This window comes from Ruegeria sp. B10, assembly GCF_056539825.1.
This window is the reverse complement of sequence record NZ_JBQFVP010000006.1, coordinates 125,180-144,962: the sequence shown is the minus strand read 5'-3', so window position 1 is coordinate 144,962 and position 19,783 is coordinate 125,180. Positions and strand designations below refer to the sequence as shown.

The 19,783-nt window shown below is 57.1% G+C and carries 16 protein-coding genes; 9 read left to right on the top strand and 7 right to left on the bottom strand.

The genetic code is table 11. The features are described 5' to 3' along the window. Nucleotides 1-332 precede the first annotated feature (332 nt). The 3 genes from ACR0J4_RS10160 to ACR0J4_RS10150 are packed head-to-tail and all read right to left on the bottom strand — an operon-like array spanning nucleotide 333 to nucleotide 2,652. On the bottom strand, nucleotides 333-2,012 hold the full coding sequence (locus ACR0J4_RS10160) for a recombinase family protein (protein WP_170642971.1): 1,680 nt from the start codon (nucleotides 2,010-2,012) through the stop codon (nucleotides 333-335). Next, the gene (locus ACR0J4_RS10155) at nucleotides 2,009-2,425 is read right to left on the bottom strand and encodes a DUF2924 domain-containing protein (RefSeq protein ID WP_170461153.1); all 417 of its coding nucleotides are present in this window, start codon (nucleotides 2,423-2,425) and stop codon (nucleotides 2,009-2,011) included. Before ACR0J4_RS10155 ends, ACR0J4_RS10160 begins: the two co-directional genes overlap by 4 nt. Beyond that, entirely contained in the window at nucleotides 2,422-2,652 is a 231-nt protein-coding gene (locus ACR0J4_RS10150) for a DUF3489 domain-containing protein (protein WP_170461155.1), read from the bottom strand. The genes ACR0J4_RS10155 and ACR0J4_RS10150 overlap by 4 nt, the downstream gene beginning before the upstream one ends. A 448-nt stretch (nucleotides 2,653-3,100) precedes the next feature. Between ACR0J4_RS10150 and ACR0J4_RS10145 the strand changes: the two genes are divergently transcribed. The 5 genes from ACR0J4_RS10145 to ACR0J4_RS10125 all read left to right on the top strand — a co-directional run bounded on the left by ACR0J4_RS10145 (nucleotide 3,101) and on the right by ACR0J4_RS10125 (nucleotide 8,842). Then, a complete protein-coding gene (locus ACR0J4_RS10145) occupies nucleotides 3,101-4,495 on the top strand; it encodes a site-specific DNA-methyltransferase (RefSeq protein ID WP_480668479.1) in 1,395 nt (464 codons plus the stop codon). Continuing rightward, entirely contained in the window at nucleotides 4,488-4,919 is a 432-nt protein-coding gene (locus ACR0J4_RS10140) for a DUF5681 domain-containing protein (RefSeq protein ID WP_170642874.1), read from the top strand. The genes ACR0J4_RS10145 and ACR0J4_RS10140 overlap by 8 nt, the downstream gene beginning before the upstream one ends. Further along, on the top strand, nucleotides 4,906-6,384 hold the full coding sequence (gene terL, locus ACR0J4_RS10135; RefSeq protein ID WP_170642970.1) for a phage terminase large subunit: 1,479 nt from the start codon (nucleotides 4,906-4,908) through the stop codon (nucleotides 6,382-6,384). The genes ACR0J4_RS10140 and terL overlap by 14 nt, the downstream gene beginning before the upstream one ends. A gap of 264 nt (nucleotides 6,385-6,648) precedes the next feature. Next, on the top strand, nucleotides 6,649-7,950 hold the full coding sequence (locus ACR0J4_RS10130; RefSeq protein WP_170642969.1) for a DUF3300 domain-containing protein: 1,302 nt from the start codon (nucleotides 6,649-6,651) through the stop codon (nucleotides 7,948-7,950). Nucleotide 7,951: 1 nt separating this feature from the next. Next, nucleotides 7,952-8,842: a DUF2950 family protein gene (locus ACR0J4_RS10125; protein ID WP_170642968.1), complete on the top strand. Its 891-nt coding sequence runs from the start codon at nucleotides 7,952-7,954 to the stop codon at nucleotides 8,840-8,842. Between the two features lie 444 nt (nucleotides 8,843-9,286). Here ACR0J4_RS10125 and ACR0J4_RS10120 read toward each other — a convergent pair whose 3' ends face one another. From ACR0J4_RS10120 to ACR0J4_RS10110, 3 genes are all read right to left on the bottom strand, one after another. After that, nucleotides 9,287-10,597, bottom strand: a complete 1,311-nt coding sequence (locus ACR0J4_RS10120; protein WP_170642967.1) for an O-antigen ligase domain-containing protein — start codon at nucleotides 10,595-10,597, stop codon at nucleotides 9,287-9,289. Then, nucleotides 10,594-11,922 (bottom strand): GumC domain-containing protein, encoded by a 1,329-nt coding sequence (locus tag ACR0J4_RS10115; RefSeq protein WP_480668476.1) that lies wholly within the window; start codon nucleotides 11,920-11,922, stop codon nucleotides 10,594-10,596. The genes ACR0J4_RS10120 and ACR0J4_RS10115 overlap by 4 nt, the downstream gene beginning before the upstream one ends. Nucleotides 11,923-12,189: 267 nt before the next feature. Beyond that, a complete protein-coding gene (locus tag ACR0J4_RS10110) occupies nucleotides 12,190-12,804 on the bottom strand; it encodes a response regulator transcription factor (RefSeq protein ID WP_170642965.1) in 615 nt (204 codons plus the stop codon). Nucleotides 12,805-13,056: 252 nt separating this feature from the next. On the opposite strand from ACR0J4_RS10110, the gene ACR0J4_RS10105 reads away from it, so the two are divergent. The 4 genes from ACR0J4_RS10105 to ACR0J4_RS10090 are packed head-to-tail and all read left to right on the top strand — an operon-like array spanning nucleotide 13,057 to nucleotide 18,523. After that, nucleotides 13,057-14,430 (top strand): WecB/TagA/CpsF family glycosyltransferase, encoded by a 1,374-nt coding sequence (locus ACR0J4_RS10105; RefSeq protein WP_170642964.1) that lies wholly within the window; start codon nucleotides 13,057-13,059, stop codon nucleotides 14,428-14,430. A gap of 20 nt (nucleotides 14,431-14,450) precedes the next feature. After that, a complete protein-coding gene (locus tag ACR0J4_RS10100; RefSeq protein ID WP_170556236.1) occupies nucleotides 14,451-15,332 on the top strand; it encodes a UTP--glucose-1-phosphate uridylyltransferase in 882 nt (293 codons plus the stop codon). After that, on the top strand, nucleotides 15,329-15,940 hold the full coding sequence (locus ACR0J4_RS10095; protein WP_480668473.1) for a putative pterin-binding protein: 612 nt from the start codon (nucleotides 15,329-15,331) through the stop codon (nucleotides 15,938-15,940). The genes ACR0J4_RS10100 and ACR0J4_RS10095 overlap by 4 nt, the downstream gene beginning before the upstream one ends. 45 nt (nucleotides 15,941-15,985) lie before the next feature. Further along, nucleotides 15,986-18,523, top strand: coding sequence for an ATP-binding protein (locus ACR0J4_RS10090; RefSeq protein ID WP_170642963.1), 2,538 nt, complete (start codon nucleotides 15,986-15,988; stop codon nucleotides 18,521-18,523). Nucleotide 18,524: 1 nt separating this feature from the next. Here the strand turns inward: ACR0J4_RS10090 and ACR0J4_RS10085 are convergent, their stop codons facing one another. Then, the gene (locus ACR0J4_RS10085) at nucleotides 18,525-19,754 is read right to left on the bottom strand and encodes a polysaccharide biosynthesis/export family protein (RefSeq protein WP_170556233.1); all 1,230 of its coding nucleotides are present in this window, start codon (nucleotides 19,752-19,754) and stop codon (nucleotides 18,525-18,527) included. Nucleotides 19,755-19,783: the final 29 nt, after the last annotated feature.

Here is a 19,783-nt window from a genome sequence, read left to right as displayed (position 1 = left end):
GTGCCGCAATTCCCGCGAGTTGGCGCATGCGCTTTCAATCAGAGACGAAGCAGACCGTACACTCAGAGCGCAATTCAGGCCCAAGTCTCAGTGTCGCATTTTAGCGGGGTCGCTTTGGGCTGGATTTCCCTGATAACCTGCAATTTACAGGGAATTTTCGCAAACCGGGACTGATTTCCGTCATTTCTCCTATCAGAACTGTATGTTTTTCAGAGGTTTATGCTGCAAATTCCCTAAAAGGTGGAACAGGGAATTTTATCGCGGGAACAGGGAGTTGTTCCGCCGTATCAGGGAGGGTGAGCCCTTTATCAGGGACGCAGGAGCTGGAGATGTCAGAAGCCGAACAGGCGTTCCTGTTCGGACCATTCAAGTGGGTGGGTCACGCTGACCAGACGCTTGAGTGTGAGTTCGGGCGGCTGGGTCCCGTCGAGAATCGCCGTTTGAATTTTTGGTGAGAGAAAGGCGAGCTGAGCACGGGTGCGGATGAAGGCGTCAGGGACGCTTTCGCGGCGGGCAATCTCCATCAGTTGAACTCCGGCCTTCAGATCACGAGCCCAGCCATGTGCGCGGATCAGCATGGACCGGAGGTGGGGATCAGGTTGGGGTGCCATGTCTCCGGCGATGACCTTGGCCTCGACGCCGCGGCGGCGCAGATCGAAAGATGCGGTGACGTGGGTGAGATCCGGGTGCAGATGATCGGCCGCGATGCCAAGTACGCTTGCCAGAGTTTTGGGGTTAAATTCGAGGTCGATCTGTCCTCGTGCAAGTTTGCCTTTGGCCAGAAGAGCAGCGCCGATCTGACAGCCATGGCCTAGAAGCCGGGTTACTAAATCCGCAACTGAAGTCTGAACTGCCTCGGCTGACCCGGCCTCCGGCTGCGCCAGTATTTGGTGCGCCGCGGCGGCGTCTTGCAAATGTCTGACGATGACATCAATGACCGCGTTTTCCAGCGCAGGGCCGGGCAGTCGCCAGCCAGAGATATCCTTGCCGCCTGAGATCAGTCGATTGGAGATATAGTAGCGCAACCGTCGGCCTTTGCGCGTGGTGTGGGTCGGCGTCAACCGATCACCAGTTTCGTCATACAGCAGACCGGTGAGCCAGGCCCCGGGGTCAGTGGAGTGTTGGCGCGCATCGGAGTCGCCGCGTGCCCGCGAGCGGTTGGAGGCCTGTCGCATTTTTTCCTGCACCCGGTCCCAGATGTCCTGATCGATGATCGCCGGATGTTGTCCGTCCCAGATCTTATCCTTGTGGCGGATTTTTCCGAGATAGACCGGATTGCGCAGCAGGTAATAGATTTGACCCCGTGACAGCGGACAATCCCCCTTCACACTGCCATCTGTCCGAACAACCCGTTTTGACCGCAGGTCTTCTGCCTTTGCCCGTTCTTCTACTTTGCGCAGGCAACCAAGCTCGTCATAAAGCCCAAAGAGATGCCGGACCGTTCTGGCCTCCTCTTCATTCACCACCAGCGTTCTTGCCTTCGGATCGGGGTGGCGATCATAGCCCAGAGGCAGGTTGCCACCCATCCAAAGCCCCTTCTTCTTCGACGCTGCAATCTTGTCGCGAATACGTTCGGCGGTGACTTCCCGTTCAAACTGAGCAAAGGACAACAGCACATTCAGGGTCAACCGACCCATGGATGAGGAGGTATTGAATGCTTGTGTGACGGACACAAAAGAACAGTTCGCCTTTTCCAGCCGTTCGACCAGCTGCGAGAAGTCGGCAAGCGACCGGGTCAGCCGGTCAATCTTGTAGACCACCACCATGTCAATACGCCCGGCATCGATCTCTTCAAGAAGGCGCTGAAGGGCGGGGCGCTCTAGGGTGCCGCCCGACAGGCCACCGTCATCGTAGCGCCCGGGCAGTAGGGTCCAGCCTTCATGTCGCTGGCTGGCGACATAGGCCGCGCAGGCTTCATATTGCGCATCTAGTGAATTGAAGTCCTGGTCCAACCCATCCTCTGACGACTTGCGCGTATAGATGGCGCATCGGATTTTACGGCGCGGGCTCATTTAGCGATCTTTCCGGAGAGCCCGAAGAAACGCGGCCCTGACCAATGCGCGCCGGTAATTTTTCGGGCGATGGCCGAGAGTGAGCGATAGGACCGACCGTTCCAAGTGAAGCCGTCTTCTGTAACGTCGACCACATGGGTCACGCTATTCCACTCGCGCAGAAGGCGCCCGCCGGGTTTAAGAGCAGGGCAGGCTGGCCGGGGTTTTTTCTCGGAACCCTTTTCCAGCGTTGCTTTGACCTGCCGGGGTAGCCCGCCATGACGGCGGGACTGCATCTCAAAGGCGATAAAACGGCGCAGGAAGGGTTGGCTGAGCATGGCGGGGGCGGGCTGATCAAACAGTTGCTGCCAAAGCGTGACCAGATCCGATCGACCCATGGCGGCGAGATCGGCAACATCGCTCGTCTTGGTCATGACACTTCTCCAGTTCCCGCCGCCAGATGATATGTGGATGCTCCATTTGGTTTGTCGGATGCCCGCCTTTCAATTGTGACGCCTTTTTTCCGCAGGCCGCTTAGAGCCGCTCGGACCGAATGAGGCTGCCACCCCGTTGCTTTGCAGAGCGCCTCAAGGCTGGCGCCGCTCGGGCGACGCAACAAAGCTTGAACCTTGTCAATTTTGGTTTGCTTCCGTTTGGACATTAACTGTCTCCTCTGATCTTGGGTCAGCGAGATGCCGAACCCCGGTACCGAGGAGCGCCCGAATGGCTCGGGCGTGGGTTCAGTGATGCGTGGTTGACGGCAACAGTCCAGCTCTTTCTTGGGCTATCCGAAGAGGGCTGTGTTATGCCGGGCGTTGCTGCCGTACCCCCGATTATTCGTCAACAATCTTAATTGGTTACTTTTAGTTTGGGGGGTTGCGTCTCGTATTGATGGCACCTACATTCGACCTAATCGCCCGGACTATCAGGGCGGGAAACTGCTCCCGCAGGCAGCACTCATTGGAAACACAGGTTTCCGCAGAGAGCATTCAAAGGAGCAACGTCTCGGATCAATTGGTCCGGGGAGTTGCGATTTGTGCTCTCTCCGATTTTCCAGCGCGATCCCTCCATCTCGACGTCCGCGCGGCGTCACGCAAAAGGAGGCGGTTATGCCTGCCAAAAACACACACAGCGACGTTCGGGCGTCCAATACGCCTATCTGGATGGCCGAAAAAGTTATCCAATCCCAGATCAGCCAGATCAAGCCCTACGCCAACAACAACCGCGTGCACGCGGCCAAGAATGTCGACAAACTGAAAGCATCGGTGGCCCAGTTTGGCTTTGTCACTCCGATCCTGTTGGATGGTTCGGGCACAATCATCGCGGGTCATGGCCGCTATGAAGCCGCCAAGGCCCTGGGGTTGACGTCCGTGCCGACTGTTGTCGCGGATCATTTGTCAGAAGCGGAAGTGCGCGCTCTGCGCATTGCGGACAATAAGCTGGCGGAATTGTCGGACTGGAATGAAGCGGCGTTGCAGATCGAATTTGCCGAGCTGATGGACCTCAGCCTTGATGGCGAGTTGAACTTTGATCTGGACATCACAGGGTTCGAAACACCGGAGATCGACATCATTGTCGACAGCGTCGGTGAGGTGACGGAATCTGTAGCGGAAACTGTTGAGACGCCGGACCCTGCGGCACCCGTAGTCACGGAGCCGGGCGACCTCTGGGTTCTCGGAGATCATCGCATTTTCTGCGGGGACGCCCTTCAAGCCCAGAGCTACGACACCTTGCTGGAAGGCGAGACCCCGCAGATAGTCTTCTCCGATCCGCCTTACAACGTGCCGGTCAATGGGCATGTGCGGTCCGGCAATAGCGCCGAACACCGCGAGTTTGCCATGGCGTCAGGAGAAATGTCGGACAGCGAATTCCGTGGCTTTCTCACAAGCGTGATTAATCGTTTGTTTGACTGCCTGCCGGACGGAGGCATCGCGATGATCTGCATGGATTGGCGTCATATCGAAGAACTGATTACGGCGGGCAAAGCAGCTGGATTGGACCTCATCAATCTCTGCGTCTGGAACAAGACGAACGGAGGCATGGGCAGCCTTTATCGCTCAAAGCATGAGCTGATTTGCATTTTCAAGAAGCCTGGTGCGCCGCACATCAACAACGTCGAGCTGGGCAAACACGGGCGCAACCGGACCAACGTCTGGGATTACGCCGGTGTGAACAGCTTTGGGGCAGGGCGCGAGGCGGATCTCGCGGATCATCCCACGGTGAAGCCGACAGCTCTGGTTGCAGATGCCATCATGGATGTGAGCCACCGCGGCGACGTCGTGCTGGACGCCTTTGGCGGGTCCGGCGCGACTTTGCTGGCGGCTGAGAAAACCGGGCGCCGGGCGCGGCTGATTGAGCTCGACCCGGTTTATGTCGATGTCGCTATCCGACGTTGGCAGGAGATGACTGGTGAGAACGCCGTGCATGCGGTGACAGGCCTGACGTTCCATGCGCGTTCTGCGGCCAGCGACACCACCTCGAAGCAGGAGGCGGATCATGTCTGACGATACGAAAGATTACGAAGTGGGCTACGGCAAACCGCCCAAAGCGACCCGGTTCAAGAAAGGCCGCTCTGGCAATCCGAAAGGGCGGCCGAAAGGTGCCAAAGGGGTGAATGCCAGCTTGAAACGCGAATTGGAAACCAAGATTACGGTTCGCGAAGGCAGCCACGAAATCCGGATTTCCAAGGCGGAGGCAATTGCCAAGCGGTTCACGGCAGGCGCGTTGAAGGGCGACACGAAGTTGTTGATGGCGCTGCTTAAGCTGGACACAGATCTGTTCAACGCAAGTGAATTGGACGCGCAAGAAAGCGTCCGTGCGGTTGAGCCGGACGCTGTCGACTACGACATCCTCCGGGATTTCTTTTCCAGCCAACTGGACGGTGACGGTGATCTGGCAAACGAGGAGGCGGAAGATGACGACTCCTGATCCAAAAATCGTCGTGCAAGCCGCTCGCGAGGTTTGCCGGGACAATTTCTTTCCCTTCGTGTGGCGTGTGTTTGGCACGCTGCACCAGGGGGTTGACCGCGGCTTTGATCCGGCCTGGCATGTGCGTGCTATGTGCCATGAGTTGGACAACGTACGCGTCGGCGAGAACAAGCGGTTGATTATCAACATTCCGCCCCGGTGCCTGAAATCGGTCACCGTGGCCGTTGCATATGTCGCTTATCTTCTCGGTCATAACCCCAGCGCCAAGATCATCGTTGCCAGCTATGGGTTGGATCTGGCGCGCAAACATTCCGAAGATTGTCGTCGGATCATGTCTGCGCGCTGGTACCGGGAAATGTTCCCTGAAACGGTCTTGGCTAGAAAGGGCAACACCTCAGAAGAAATCCGCACCACAAAGGGAGGCAGCCGTAAGGCTGTCTCCATTGGAAGTTCTGTCACCGGTCATGGCGCTGACTACATCATCATCGATGACCTGCTGAAAGCCGGAGATGCCGGCTCCGAAGCCGAGCTGGTCAAGGCGCAGGAGTTCATTGAGGGGACCTTGTTGTCGCGCTTCGACAATCCGGCCGAAGGGCGCGTGGTTATGGTTGCGCAACGGTTGCACGAGATGGATCCGCCGGGTTATCTGCTCGAACGCGGGACCTATCGGCATCTGAATCTGCCTGCCATCGCCGAAGACCATGAGGTGGTTCCTCTTGGGCGTGGAAGGGTCATGCGCCGCAAACCGGGTGATCTCCTGTGCCCGTCCCGTTTGGATCAGCAAACGCTGGATACCAAGCGTCGCGAAATGGGCGCGGCCGTGTTCAATTGCCAGTATCAGCAGAACCCCATTGCTCCCGACGGGTCGCCCTTGCGCTGGGAGTGGTTTGGCACCTACGAGACCATCGAAGATCGCCGCTGGTTCCAACTGGTGGTTCAGAGCTGGGATACGGGCATGTCGGCAGACCCCCGGTCTGATTTCTCTGTCTGTACAACCTGGGGGTTCCGCGAAAATGCGTGGTATCTTATCGACGTCTGGCGCGGGCAGGTAGACTACCCAGACCTAAAAGCCAAGGCACTGCAACTTGTCGGCCGTTGGGATCCCGATCGTGTCCTGATCGAAGATGCGGCCTCAGGCAAACCTCTTTTGGACGAGCTGTTTCGTGATGACCGTCGGCGCTACGAACGCATTAAACCCGACAAGGACAAGGAAACCCGGTTCCAGTCCGCTTGCGGTCCTGTCGAAGAGGGCAAGGTTTATCTACCTGCAGATGCACCCTGGCTGCCGGTATTCAAACGAGAGCTTCAATCCTTTCCACGCGGACGCAACGACGATCAGGTCGACAGCTTTGCCCACTTTGTGAACTGGTCCAAGGGAGTGGGGTTTTATCGGGCGCTAGGCCATGATCATCAGATAAACATCGAACGTCGCGAGCGCCGTCGCGAGCGGATCAGACGGCGGTAGAATCTCGGAGTTGAGCTTTAAGACGCATCGAGCCCTGCTTCAAAGTTGGTTACCTCTATCTATCCCGCAAGCGGCCCCAATGACCGCTTGCATCCGCAAAACAGTCCTTTGACTAAAGCTGTCGGATGACTGCTTCGAGCCCAAAGCGAACACTCGCTCAAACTTGGTTTGGGGGCCACTATTATCCCACAACCGTCTATTTGACTGATCGGTTGCCAGAATCGCAGTCTTAGGTGATCCTTTAAGAAATCGAAGGATCGCAATATGTTTAGGTTTCCTTTAATTGCATTGGGTATTTGCGTATCTACTTTCGCGTTAGCGCAAGAGTCGTCCGAGGATTTAGCGGCAAAAGACGATAACTCAGCGACCTCGTCCAGCTTGCTAACTGACGCTGAGTTGCAGACATTGGTCGCCCCGGTTGCTCTGTATCCCGACACGTTACTCATACAGATATTTGTCGCGGCCACCCAGCCATTGGAAATTGTTAAGGCTGAACGGTATTTGCTGGATAACGCCGACCGCGACACCGTTGAACTTGAGCCGGAAATCGAAGCAATGGGATGGGATCCTTCTGTCAGCGTGTTGGCGACGGCTTTTCCCGAAGTTGTTGGTCAGATGGCCACCCATATCGACTGGACCGAGACAGTCGGCACAGCCATGTTGGCTCAGTCCGATGATGTGATGGATGCGGTACAGGTCATGCGGGATCAGGCAATTGACAGCGGCGCACTTGTTTCAGGTCCCGAGCAAACTGTCGAAGTGTCTGATGACGACACAGTAGTAATTGCACCGACAGAACCCGAAACGGTATACGTCCCACAATACAATCCCGAGACAGTTTATACTGGCCCGTCAACCGGGGATGTTGTGGGCGCGGCACTACTGACTTTTGGTGCTGTTGCCTTGATCGACGAAATTTTTGACGACGACGATGATTGGTACGACTACTGGGGGTGCAGAAATTGCGGTGGTTGGGGCGGTGGTCCGATTTATAGAAATCCAAACATCGAAATAGACGTCGATGGCAACGTCAATATCGGCAATGATATAGATTTAGGTGACCGAACGGATATCGGATGGAACCCCGATCCTGACCGGCAACAGGAGGCCCGGAAGAAAATAGCGGACCATAAAAGACCTGAAGGTGGTCGTGGCGACTTGCCGGTTAACCGTCCTGATGGTCGCACAGATGAACTGCGTGCAAAGTTGAGCCGAGAATCTGGCGCTGCAGATATTAGCCGGGACCGCGGGGCGGCCGCAGCTGTGGTTGGTGCCAGTGCTGGGGCTGTAGCAGGCGGGGCTTTAGCGAACCGGGGCGACGCTAATCGGGACAAGGCCGCAGCAAAGCAACAGGCCATTGATCGTACCAAACGTCCAGATGCAACGAAAAAGCCAGTCGCACAACGACCGCAGACCTCTAAAAAGCCGCAGGCGAAGAAAGCCGCATCGACACAAGGCAAGCCTAGGGCATCCAAAGGGCAAGTGATGGAGAAAAAAGCGTCCGGTAGCAGAACTCAAAGCGCGTCCAAGCGTGGACACGCCGCTAAAGGCGCGCGGAGACGGTAAGATGCGTAGATTAGTATTTACAATTTTGTTGCTCTCCGGGACTTCAAGCCCGGCCTTCTCTGACGGAGCCAGCTTTGATACGCCGCAAATCGCACTGGATGCTTTTGTTGATGCGTTGAAGGCTAATGATCAAAGCAAGCTGATCGAAATTTTCGGGCCTGAAGCCGAGGATCTGGTTGGAACGGGTGATCCGGCGAAAGATCAAGAAAGAAGGCAGGAAGTGCTTGGCATGTATGCCGAGGGGTATCGTTTCCGGCCTGAGGACGATGGCGTTGTACTTCTTCTGGGTGAAGACGGTTGGCCTTTTCCTATCCCAATTCTGCGTAAAGAGGACGGTTGGCGCTTTGACCTGGAGGCTGGGATCGAGGAACTTTCAGCCCGCGAAATTGGCTTGAATGAGTTGGAAGTGATCGAATTGCTTGAGGCCTATGTTGACCTTCAGGCAGCATTCCGGCTTGTGGACCATAACGGGGATGGCGTTATGGAATTCGCTCAGACGATCATTTCTGATCCCGAAGAGCAAAACGGACTCTTCTGGCCTGGTAAAGACAGCTTTGTCGGCGCAGCGCTCGCCCGCGCCGCAGCTTCGGGCTGGAGTGATGGTCAGGCTGACTATGAAGCCGAACCGTTTCTTGGCTATTATTACACAATCCTGCAAGAGCAGGGCCCTAACGCTCCGGGGGGCGCCTACACCTATTTCGTCGGGGATTTCTTCGTTGCAGGACATGCCTTACTCGCAATACCGGCAGATTACGGAGAAACAGGCATCTATTCTTTTCTGGTAGGCGAAAACGGCATAGTCTACGAGGCAGATTTTGGCCCGGAAACACTCAGTATTGCCGCTGAAATTACTGCCTATGATCCAGACACCAATTGGTCACCGGTCGAGTAATGTTTGGATTGATAGTGGCGTTTAAGCTCTGCTGCTTTGCTGAGGCCACTAATTGCACTTCGTGTAACAAGCTTTAGTTCGATGGTTACAGATTCAGCTTGGATCGCTGTTGCAACACACATTGTGACTGCGAGCAAATTGCCCATCTTACGGTTTGATCCATTCTTCGGCCTTAACACGTTTAAACTGAATGATCGGGTAGTTCGCAGAGCGGTGTTTCATCTGAAATTACCGAATGACCGCTTTGAGCCCAAAGCAGACTACCAGATATCCGATCTCAGTAGTTGGCTGAAGAACCAAACTGTCGTTGATGAACTTTGAGATGCAGATTTCAGATCGACAGCAAGTTCACCGAAAAAAGACATGAAAGTCTTCACCTGAAAATCTCTACCATTCGTTCTCGAGAGTGGTAATTGAACCAACCCAAAAGAATGACGTCTGACACTACGCTGGTATCGCAACAATCCTAGCGGCGAATCCGCTTCCCAGACACACTGATTTGACCTCTCGCAAATGCAATCCGAGCATCAGTAAGGTCGGCCAGAGGAGATAGGTTTGGATTTCGACGTTCTCTCCAAAAGTCAGCAGGAGAACAGTGAGCAACAGCCCGAGCGGTAGCCTCCCGCGTTCCGACTTTATGGCGTCCAAGGTGACGACCCAGAAATGAACGAGGAAAGGGATGAGGAACGCGGCAAATCCGGCCAGCCCTTTGACGAATAGCAACCCGTACCAGGTGTGATGGCTGCCGATCGGCATGTACTCAACGAGATGCGCTCCGGGTCTGATTGTGCCGTGCCCGAAAACCATCGCATCCGATTGCCACCGCTCATACGCGATACGCTGCAGAGTTTCGCGTACGCGGGTACTATCGGCGCGCGCGGATTTGAAGCTGTAAAGTGCTCGGTTGCCGAATTCGACAAAGACTGCGCCCCAAACGGCTACGGTGGTGGTGACTGCAGACATTAGAATCCACCCCAAGCTGCGGGCGACAAGTGGCAATAGGCGGGGTGACAGTGAGCAGACCACCAATCCGACCAAGCCCATGCGGGACTTCGACATCAGGATCATCAAAACTCCGGCGGCCAAGCCGATGAATTTCCATGTGTGGTGCTTTTCTTCGAGAGCAAACAAGACCATGCAGACGCCCAACAGGGACGCAAATGGTGACCAGGGCGCAAAGAACTGCCAACGCGGCGTGCTGCTGGCCGGGTCGATTGTGTACAGGTAGACCGAGAAATACTCAGGCCCTGGGCCGCCAACTGCTTTCAACGGAGACGTAAAAAGCAGATGCGGCAGTCCGGCATAGGGGGCGACGACTAGCAACGGCAGAAGGCACAAGGTCCAAAGGCCCAGTACGCATTGTCCTCTGACTAGCACCTCGCGTCGGATGGGCAAGACCGACCCGGCAAGGATAAACAACGGGATCAGCGCCCAACCCTTGGCCCAACCGATGCTCGACTTGATCGTTTTGATGGTGCCGAGGTTCCAATCCGCGTGGCCTGCCCAAAGTGAGACCAGCATAACCAGCATGCCAACGCTCCAGATCCAGACCAAGGCGGGGACGGGGCCGGTTGCGCGCATGTCCGAGCGGATCGCCGGGCCAAGGTAAAGTGACAATCCGGCCATCGCAGCCAACATCCAACCCAGCACTGGACCGACAACATAGAGCGCACCGAGCCCGTAGAACGGCCAAGTCCAGATCAGCGTGTACCAGACGATCTTTTCGACCGGGGTTTGAGGGGCTACACGCGTCAAACTGCGGCCTCTCTCTGGTCTTTCAGCAGCTTTGAGATCAGCGGGTTCCGGACCCATGCCAGCACCAAACCCATTAGCAGCATAAAGCTTGCGGCGATCCCGGCGGCAATCGAGATCTTCTTGTTCGGTGAAGTCGGGCGGGTCGGAAGCGACGGGTTTTCCAACATTTGGATCAACGGGTAGGAGGCGTAGACATCGGTTTTTTTCGACTCGGACCGAGCGATGGCAGAGGCGAACACGGCTTCTGCCACTGCGAAATCTCTCTGCCGGTCCTCCAATTCAGCGGCGATGGGGGCGAGGTCTGACAAGCGCAGAGTTTCCAGACGAACTTGTGCGCGCAGCGTCGCGAAATGTTCTTCCAATCCCGCACGCAAGGCATCCTCGCGCACCAACTCGCTGAGCAACTGCGCCCGTTGCCCTTCCGGCGCGCGATCCAGTCCACCGAGCTGCTCGGCCGTCAAGCCCGTCACCTGCGTCGCGCGTTGTAACGCAACTGAACGCGCCCCTTCATAGTCGTTTTGGGCATTCACGTAGATCGGATGGCGCGATCCATAGGTCGCGTCAGCTTGCGCCAGCTTTGCAGCCCCCGCCGACACGTCCTCAAGCAACGATAGGTACTGCGCATCAGCATAGAGTTTCAGCGTTGCCGCCGCTGCATCAGAGGGCAGATCCAACGCGACTTGAAGCGCGGCGACACGTTCCGATTGGCGTGCCAGCTCGCTCTCCTGCGTACGCAACTCCTGCTTTGCACGGTCATTTGCAGCGACCTGCTCTTGGTATTGCGCGACTGATACTAGGCCGCTTTGCGACTGCAGCTGTTTGATTTCGGCCCGTGTGGCCTGAATTGCGCGCGTGTAGTCTTCGATCGCGCCCGTATTGCTGGCCTCACGGGTGGCAATTTCATCGGCGCGCAGAGCGTCAATTTCGGCGAAAAAAGCCGCCACTAGGGCGTCACCATATTGCTGAGCGTCAGCCGGAGAGGCCGCTCGAAGCTCGATATGGATCAGGCTGGTTTGATCGACCAGTTGAACCCGCGGCTTGCCAAACGCATCTCGGTCAGCCTCTACCGCCTTGGCTGCCGCATCGAGGATGCGATCGGCCGACAACAAACGTTTATACGTCTCGGTCGGGCTGATCGAACCGTTGGCAAAGGCAGAATTCGCGTATGAGGATGCCTGACCGATATCGGCCAGGTTCACCGACGCCGAAGCGCCAGACCCTGGCAGGATAAGCGATGCGTGTGAGGTGTATTTGACTGGCGCGGTTGCCAGATATCCGCTGATCGGGGCCCAGATGCAACTCGCACCCAGAAGGAACAGTGCCACGTAACGGGGCAGGCGGCCTAGATCGCTAAGGCGCCCACCCTTTAAGATGCGACGCCACCCCAGCGTTCTAAAATTGGATCGGGAAATGCGCACCCAATGCAGAAATTGCATGTCGCGCGTGGAATCAGAGGAGTTCGAAATCTGTTGCGGCATGGAAAAACCCTTTCTTGCAAGGGTGATATACCGCATCTGATCGCTGATCATTCGCTCAGCAGGCTAGGGGCCGAGGGGATTGGGAGCGCCCCCTATCCCTTTGGATAGTCACGCTTAGAACAACCCCGCCTCGCGCGCGGCCAAGGCGGCCTGGGTTCGATTGCTGACACCAACTTTGCGGTACAAAGTCTTCATATGCAGTTTGATCGTCGGCTCTGACAGATCCAGATCGCGGGCGATTTCCTTGTTGGATTTGCCCTCAGTCAGCCCTTTGAGGACTTGCCGCTCTCGCTCTGTGAGTTTTTGAGCCATAGGGTGGGAGTCTTCTGGCTGCTCCACGTTCATGAAACCCGCAGGAAGGTATTGCTCGCCCATCGCCATAAAGCGGATCGCGTTAACCAGGGATTTGGCAGGTAGAGTCTTTGGGACGAAACCGGCCGCGCCAAGTTCCAGCGCGCGTTGCGCCAGATCGCGCGAGGTGTCGCCGGTAAACAAGGCCACATGCTGGGCACCGTCCAAAGCGATGCAGGTTTCAAGTCCGGCCAACCCGTTCATGCCGGGCATGTTCAGGTCCAGAAGGACCAGATCAAAGGCTCCGTCGTTCTCAATCAGAGTCTTCGCGCCCGGGAAATCCGGCGCGGTCTCTACCTCGATCCCGCCTGCGGCATCTATGAAGGCAACGAGCGTGTCCAAAATAAGCTCGTGGTCGTCAGCAATAAGAACTTTCATCTCAAATCTCCGTCTGCCCCCAACCACACCCAAATGCGTTAATAAATCATTGAACCCATGGCATGAAGCCTTCCTGACGGACAGGTGAATATCCAATCGGATAGGTCAGCGGGCCGTTTCCACCACGCTATGTGCTGCGGGGTCGCTTGAATAGACCTATTCTCCGATCCCTCTCCGGATGCTCGCCTATCGGTTGCAGGATCACATTGGCAGTCTGAAGCCACAGATTGTCATCGTTGATCGGAGAGTTCCATGCAGTTCCTGTCAGTCCAAGATATTTACAAAGGCGCGCAGCCAACACCCATACCACCTCTGAAAAAGACCGAGATTTTGGGTTTGCCAATTGTGAATGCCCAATCCGGACAGGTGATCTCAAAACTGCTGGATGGGACGCGCCGGACGGTATTTTTCCTGAACGCACATTGCGCAAACATACGGGCCCGTAACCATACCTATCGAGCAGCATTGGCCCGGGCAGATATGATCCTACCTGACGGTATTGGAGTAGAGGTCGCGGCAAAGTTGCAAGGCGTCCCGTTGGCCGAGAACCTGAACGGTACGGACTTTGTGCCCAAACTGCTGAAACGCGCGGCGTGCCTTGGGCAGTCGGTCTACCTGTTGGGGGGACGTCCCGGAACAGCTCAGGCAGCGGCGGCGCGGTTGCAGCACATGTTCCCCGATTTGGCCGTGGCTGGTACCCGCGATGGCTACGCGGGGGCCGCGCGGGTTGATGAGGCGATCGACGATATCAACCAGTCCGGCGCGGACATCCTGTTGGTCGCGATGGGCGTCCCGCTGCAGGAGCTGTGGATCACGCAGAACCGCCACCGGCTTGATCCTTGTATCGCGCTGGGCGTGGGTGCTTTGTTTGATTTCCTGGCTGGCAACGTGCGCCGGGCACCGCGCATTGTTCGGCGCTTCCGGATGGAGTGGGCATGGCGGTTGGCGATGGAGCCCCGTCGCATGGCCCGCAGATATCTATTGGGCAATTTCGAATTCCTTGGGCGTGCCGCGCACAATTCTGTTCCCAAGATCTCAGCATGTCGCCTGCTGGACCTCACTTTGGCGGTGGTCGCGCTGTCTCTTCTGGCCCTGCCCATGGCCGTAATCGCCGCATTGGTGCGATTGGACAGTCGCGGCCCCGCCTTTTTTCGGCAGACACGGATCGGTCGAAACGGCGTGCCCTTTACGATGTACAAGTTCCGCTCGATGACGCAGGACGCCGAAGCGCGGCGTGCGGATCTGCTCACCCAGTCAGATCGTGAGGGCGTGTGCTTCAAAGCCAAAAATGATCCACGCATCACCCGTGTCGGGAAAGCTCTGCGCCGGTGCTCGCTGGATGAACTGCCGCAAATCTTCAACGTGCTGAAAGGGGATATGTCGCTGGTCGGCCCGCGCCCGGCTTTGCCTGAAGAGGTTGCAGCCTATCCCGAACAAGCACTTGAGCGCCTTCAGGTGCGTCCCGGTATCACGGGCCTCTGGCAGGTTTCGGGCCGTGCAGGCATCGGTTTTGACCGCATGATTGAGCTGGATACGGCCTATGTCCGCTCCCGCTCGCCCCTTTTGAATCTCATCCTCATCGCATTGACCGCACGTGCCGTCGTGTCGGGTCGCGGTGCTTACTGATCAAACCTAGGAGCATTGAAATGACACGTATTCGCAAAGCTGTATTCCCGGTCGCGGGTCTGGGCACAAGGTTTTTGCCCGCCACCAAATCGGTGACCAAGGAGATGTTGCCGCTGATCGACCGTCCCTTGATCCAATATGCGGTGGACGAGGCCCGTGCCGCCGGGATTGATGAATTCATCTTCATCACCTCAACCGGCCAATCCGCGCTGGAGACGTATTTCGGGCGGAACTCGGGGCTTGAGCGCAAACTGAAGGATGGCGGCAAAACCACCCTGCTGAACCGTTTGCGCAGCACGAACCTTGAGGATGAGACATGCAGTTTTGTCCAACAAGACAGCCCGCGCGGTCTGGGCCACGCAGTCTCTCTGGCACGTGACATTGTCGGTGATGAACCCTTCGCGGTGATCCTGCCAGATGATGTGATCCATGCGCAGCGTCCGGTCCTGGCGCAAATGGTCCAGAACTTTGAAGGCAGACACATGATCGCGACCGAAGAGGTTCCATACGACCGGATTAGTGCCTACGGCGTGGTCGATATCAAGCATAGGACAGGGCAGGTGCAGCATCTGAAAGGGTTGGTCGAAAAGCCCTCGTCCGATCAGGCTCCGTCAGAGTTTGGCATTGTCGGGCGGTATCTGCTGCACCCGTCGATTTTCGATCAGCTGGAAGGATTAGTACCCGGCGTGGGCAAGGAGATCCAACTGACCGATGCGATTGCGGCGGATATCGAAAGGACCGGATGCCACGGGTTCGCGTTTGAGGGAGAGCGCTTCGATTGTGGGTCGGTCGCCGGTTATCTTGAAGCAACCACCGTCTTTGCGTTGCAACGTGTGGAGTTGCGGGAGGGGTTCAAATCCATGTTGCATCAGCGCATGAACCTGCTGTCTGCAGCCGCATGAGACCTGCGCACCTATCCTTTCGGATAGGCGCGTATCCCCATGCCCATCTGTCGCTGTGGACCACTTTCTGGTTTCTTAAGGCCAAAGGAATGGAGACTAAGATGCGTCTGGTTTTTGCGATCCTCACAGCGGTGTTCACTTTTTGCCTGACGTCTGCGAAAGCCGAAGATTTGGCGACCCCGGCAGGAGAGGTCGTGCTGACCATTTCTGGCAATACCGCACAGACCGGGCCCGACGGGGCGGCGCAGTTCGATATGGAAATGTTGAAGGCGATGCCGCAGCGAAGTTTTGAAACATCGACGATCTGGACTGAAGGCGAGACCAGCTTTGTTGGCGTGCCCCTGTCTGTCTTGCTGGAACGGATCGGAGCAGAGGGCGAGACGATCCGGGCGACGGCGATCAACGACTACGCGGTTGAGATCCCTGTGGAGTCGATCTCGGCAAAGGACCCGATTGTCGCCTATGAGATGGACGGTGCAGCGATGTCCCGGCGACAGAAAGGTCCGCTTTGGATCGTATATCCCTATGACAGTGATACCAAGTACCAGACAGAGGTGATTTACTCTCGCAGTATTTGGCAACTCGACAGGTTGGAAATCGTTAAATAGCGTGGGGTTACAATTCGGTATGAAGTGGGCGATACGGGCCAGACATTGACAAGAAATTTCCAAAACCACTCGCGGCGCCGGTGGGCTTTCGGGCTCATCGGCATCGCCGTTCTGGGTGCCCTTGCTTTGGTTTTGTTGCTGTCCGCCAAGGTGATATCCGACCTGCGCGACCGGCAGTCAGCTCGGACAGATAACGTGCAATGGACGCTAACGCAGGTCGAGGTCGAGTTCCTGTTCTACCTCAACGCGCTTGAGGCGGGTGTATCGGATGCTGGGCCAAGTCTTGAAAACCTGGACCTTGTCCGCCGCCGTTTCGATCTTTTGTATAGTCGTATCGACATTCTTGACACCTCGCGTTTGTTTGAAACGCTGCGAAGTGACCCGAAATTCGCTGAACCTCTGAACGACGTCTCCGCCTATCTGAAGGCCTCGGTGCCTACAATCGACGCTGAGGACCCAGGCCTGATTGCTGGGCTGTCAAATCTCTATGACGGTGCGCAGGGGATCGCTCCGCGGGTGCGCGAACTTTCGCTCTCGGCGATCTCGTACTTTGCAAGCCAGTCGGATCAGCGCCGTGAGGAAACCGCGCTCAGCCTGTTTCAACTGGCCGTTTTGTCCGGTGGGTTATTTCTGACGCTGACTGCGGTCAGCGCATACCTCTTGGTGGTCAACCGCAAAGCTGATCGGCGGGGGCAGGCGATTCAGCAGGCAAACCAACGCATGAATACGATCCTTTCGACCTCATTGGATGCCGTGATCGTGGTGAACGCCGCCGGCACAGTGCTGGAGTTCAACGCGGCTGCACAAGCAATTTTCGGGTATTCCGAGGCAGAGGCCAAAGGGCATTCGATCGGTGAATTGATTGTGCCTTCGCATCTACGCGAGGCCCACAACCAAGGCATGGAGCGGATGCAGAGCGGAGGAGACCGCCACGTCGTCGGCAAAGGTCGCGTCCAGCTTGAGGCGATGCGCAAGAATGGTGAGGTCTTTCCCGTCGAACTTGCGTTGCAATCCGCCCAGGCCGGAGACGAGGAAATCGTAATCGGTTTCGTCCGCGATATCTCACAAAGCGTTGCGGATCAGAAAGAGCTTGTCTCGGCCCGCGACCGTGCCCTTGCCGGGGAAAAGGCCAAGTCGGATTTTCTGACTGTAATGAGCCATGAGATCAGAACCCCGTTAAACGGGCTGCTGGGCAACCTCACCCTTCTCAAGAATACACGCACGACTAAACAGCAGTCTCAGTTTGTCCGCAACATGGAGATATCGGGCCAGGTTCTGCAAAATCATGTGGATGCGGTGCTGGATATTGCTCGGTTCGAGGCCGGCAAGCTGTCAATCGCGCACGAGCCAACCGACCTGAACGCGATGCTGCAGGACCTGGTGGATGGTCAAAGCGGCAATGCGGCCTCGCGCGGCAACTCAATCTCGTGGCAATGGGTAGGAGGTGCCTATCCGCATGTCGCGACTGATGCGCAAAGGTTGCGGCAAATTCTGTTGAACCTTGTCGGTAATGCAATCAAGTTTACCGAAAATGGCCGTGTGTCGATCGAGGTCGAAAGATGTGAACCGGCAGATCAGAGTAAGGCACATGTCTTCGAAGTGCGTGTGATCGACACCGGGGTTGGCATCGCCGATGATGAGATCGACGCCATTTTTGATGACTTCTACACCAGCGATCCCTCTATCGGTCGCACGGTCGGAGGAACTGGGCTTGGCCTGGGAATTGCCCGTAGGTTCGCGCAGGCCATGGAGGGCGAGGTCGGGGCGGAAAGCACATTGGGCGAAGGAAGCGTTTTTTGGCTGCGGATACCGTTACAGCCGTCAGCGCGCGACCAACTGCTAGAAGCTGCTCAGATCAATACCGAGACCGCTCTCCCGCTGAGCTTGTTGGTGGTCGAAGACAACGAGATCAACCTCGAGGTCATCTGCAACATGCTGGCGTTGGACGGTCACCGTGTAACTACGGCGGAGAACGGGAAGGTTGGCGTCGACAAGGCCAGCAGTCAGAGGTTCGACGCGATCCTGATGGATATCAGCATGCCGGTGATGGATGGGCCAACCGCCGTCCGCCATATTCGTAACGGTCAGGGGCGGTCGGCAGATGTACCGATTATCGCGGTGTCGGCCAATGTCCTGCCAGACGCGGTCGAGACCTTTCGCGCCGCCGGTATGACGGCTTTCATTGGCAAACCGATCTCGCTTGACGCCCTGCGCAAGGCGCTTTCGGTAGTTACGCGCACCGAAGCGCGGGTTTTGCAAAGCACGCAGCCTGACCCGTTGGCGGACCTGAAAGACAGCCTCGGGGCCGAGGTCTTTGCCCGTCTGTATGCCAAGTTTATTGCCGAAGGGGATGAGTTCGCTGAACAGCTCGAAACCGGGGCTTTTGACCAGTCAGATTTGACCCAAGTCGCTCAGGTTTGTCACAAACTGGCTGGCAGTGCAGCGACCTTCGGCGCGGAAGAGTTTCGAGAGGCTTTAATTGCAGTAGAGACTGCGGTCAAAGAACACAAAGACATCACTGACAAACTCGCCGCAGTTTCTACCGCTTGGGAGCGGGCGAAAGCATCGCCCGCTCGGGATTGATTTAGGGGGCTAGCAGTGCCGCTGCGCCGACGATACCAACCGCGCGGGCGACCTCGGTCAAGCCGGTCACTTTGCTGTCGTAGCAGGCAATCGCATCACCCGGCAGAACATAGGGGTCATAGTCATCCCGATCCCCACGTCGCAGCAGCTTTTCGATATTGCGTTCAATGACGATCGAGTTCCCGGTCATCGGGTTGCGGGTGAACAGGACCGCACTGCGATTGGCGTTGGTCGTCTTGGCCCCGCCGACGCAATTGGTATCGACTACGGCCTGCAGGTAGCGCGTGCCATAAGGAACTTCACGTACGTCGCGTCCGATGGCCGACTCTGCGTTACCTGTGGCAGGTTGCGTAAGGTTGGACATATAAAGCGTCACGCCGGGCGGGCTGATCGGGCTGGGACGCATCAGATCATCCTGGAAACACCCTCGGCTGTTGACCACGATCTGATCCCCGGTCAGCAGCATGATGTCGGTCGGGTCTGAACCTTCGAACACGCCGCGTAGGTTCATCCGGTAGATCGTGCCTTGCCGGTGCAGCTCGACCGCTGACAGATCCGCATCCGGGCGCACCCCTCCGGCGGCGCGAATGGCGACAGACAAGTTGCGCGCCTCGGTCGAGGCCCCCAGCACACCCTGACGCCCTCGATCCAGCGCGTCGCCGGGAGTGCCTCCGATCTCGACCGAGTGGGGTTCGAACACTGCGCCTTTCACGCCGACAGTGACCGAGGCGAAATCGCTGATGCGCGCCGTGACACGCGGGGTGTTGTCGTAGAACTGCGCCGCCACCAGAACGCGGGCGACATCCCGCTCCACCTGCTCGGTCGTTCTGCCCTGCGCGCGCACCGGCGGCAGGTAGGGCAGCTTCAGATCGCCATCGCGGGACACAACATAGGTGTCGCTGAGAAGCTCATCACCGTCGATGGTGATCTGCACCATGTCATTGCGCGAAAGCTTTTCGCCCTGCAGAGCGCTAAGCACGGGCTGAGACCATTTGGCAAAGGCGCTTGCGCCCTGATCTCTGGTCTGAGGCATACAGGCGCGCCCATTCATATGTTCCGCTTGCAGCAAGGGCCCACTTGCCCGGCGCCGCGAGGGGGCACGGTACTGCGCTTGATAACTGTCGCCTTTTGCGACGGGTTCGATGTTGCGCGGGGTTTTCATGCTGCTGCAACCCGACAGAGCAATCGCACTGACGGCTCCCAATACCAATACTTTGAAATGTCGTGTCATTTTGAACTCTCCTGAACTGCGTCCACAAC

Bases quoted from the DNA above. Each gene is read 5' to 3' on its own strand.
- ACR0J4_RS10160 (WP_170642971.1), bottom strand. From the start codon at position 2,012: ATGAGCCCGCGCCGTAAAATCCGATGCGCCATCTATACGCGCAAGTCG.
- ACR0J4_RS10155 (WP_170461153.1), bottom strand. From the start codon at position 2,425: ATGACCAAGACGAGCGATGTTGCCGATCTCGCCGCCATGGGTCGATCG.
- ACR0J4_RS10150 (WP_170461155.1), bottom strand. From the start codon at position 2,652: ATGTCCAAACGGAAGCAAACCAAAATTGACAAGGTTCAAGCTTTGTTG.
- ACR0J4_RS10145 (WP_480668479.1), top strand. From the start codon at position 3,101: ATGCCTGCCAAAAACACACACAGCGACGTTCGGGCGTCCAATACGCCT.
- ACR0J4_RS10140 (WP_170642874.1), top strand. From the start codon at position 4,488: ATGTCTGACGATACGAAAGATTACGAAGTGGGCTACGGCAAACCGCCC.
- terL (WP_170642970.1), top strand. From the start codon at position 4,906: ATGACGACTCCTGATCCAAAAATCGTCGTGCAAGCCGCTCGCGAGGTT.
- ACR0J4_RS10130 (WP_170642969.1), top strand. From the start codon at position 6,649: ATGTTTAGGTTTCCTTTAATTGCATTGGGTATTTGCGTATCTACTTTC.
- ACR0J4_RS10125 (WP_170642968.1), top strand. From the start codon at position 7,952: ATGCGTAGATTAGTATTTACAATTTTGTTGCTCTCCGGGACTTCAAGC.
- ACR0J4_RS10110 (WP_170642965.1), bottom strand. From the start codon at position 12,804: ATGAAAGTTCTTATTGCTGACGACCACGAGCTTATTTTGGACACGCTC.
- ACR0J4_RS10105 (WP_170642964.1), top strand. From the start codon at position 13,057: ATGCAGTTCCTGTCAGTCCAAGATATTTACAAAGGCGCGCAGCCAACA.
- ACR0J4_RS10100 (WP_170556236.1), top strand. From the start codon at position 14,451: ATGACACGTATTCGCAAAGCTGTATTCCCGGTCGCGGGTCTGGGCACA.
- ACR0J4_RS10095 (WP_480668473.1), top strand. From the start codon at position 15,329: ATGAGACCTGCGCACCTATCCTTTCGGATAGGCGCGTATCCCCATGCC.
- ACR0J4_RS10085 (WP_170556233.1), bottom strand. From the start codon at position 19,754: ATGACACGACATTTCAAAGTATTGGTATTGGGAGCCGTCAGTGCGATT.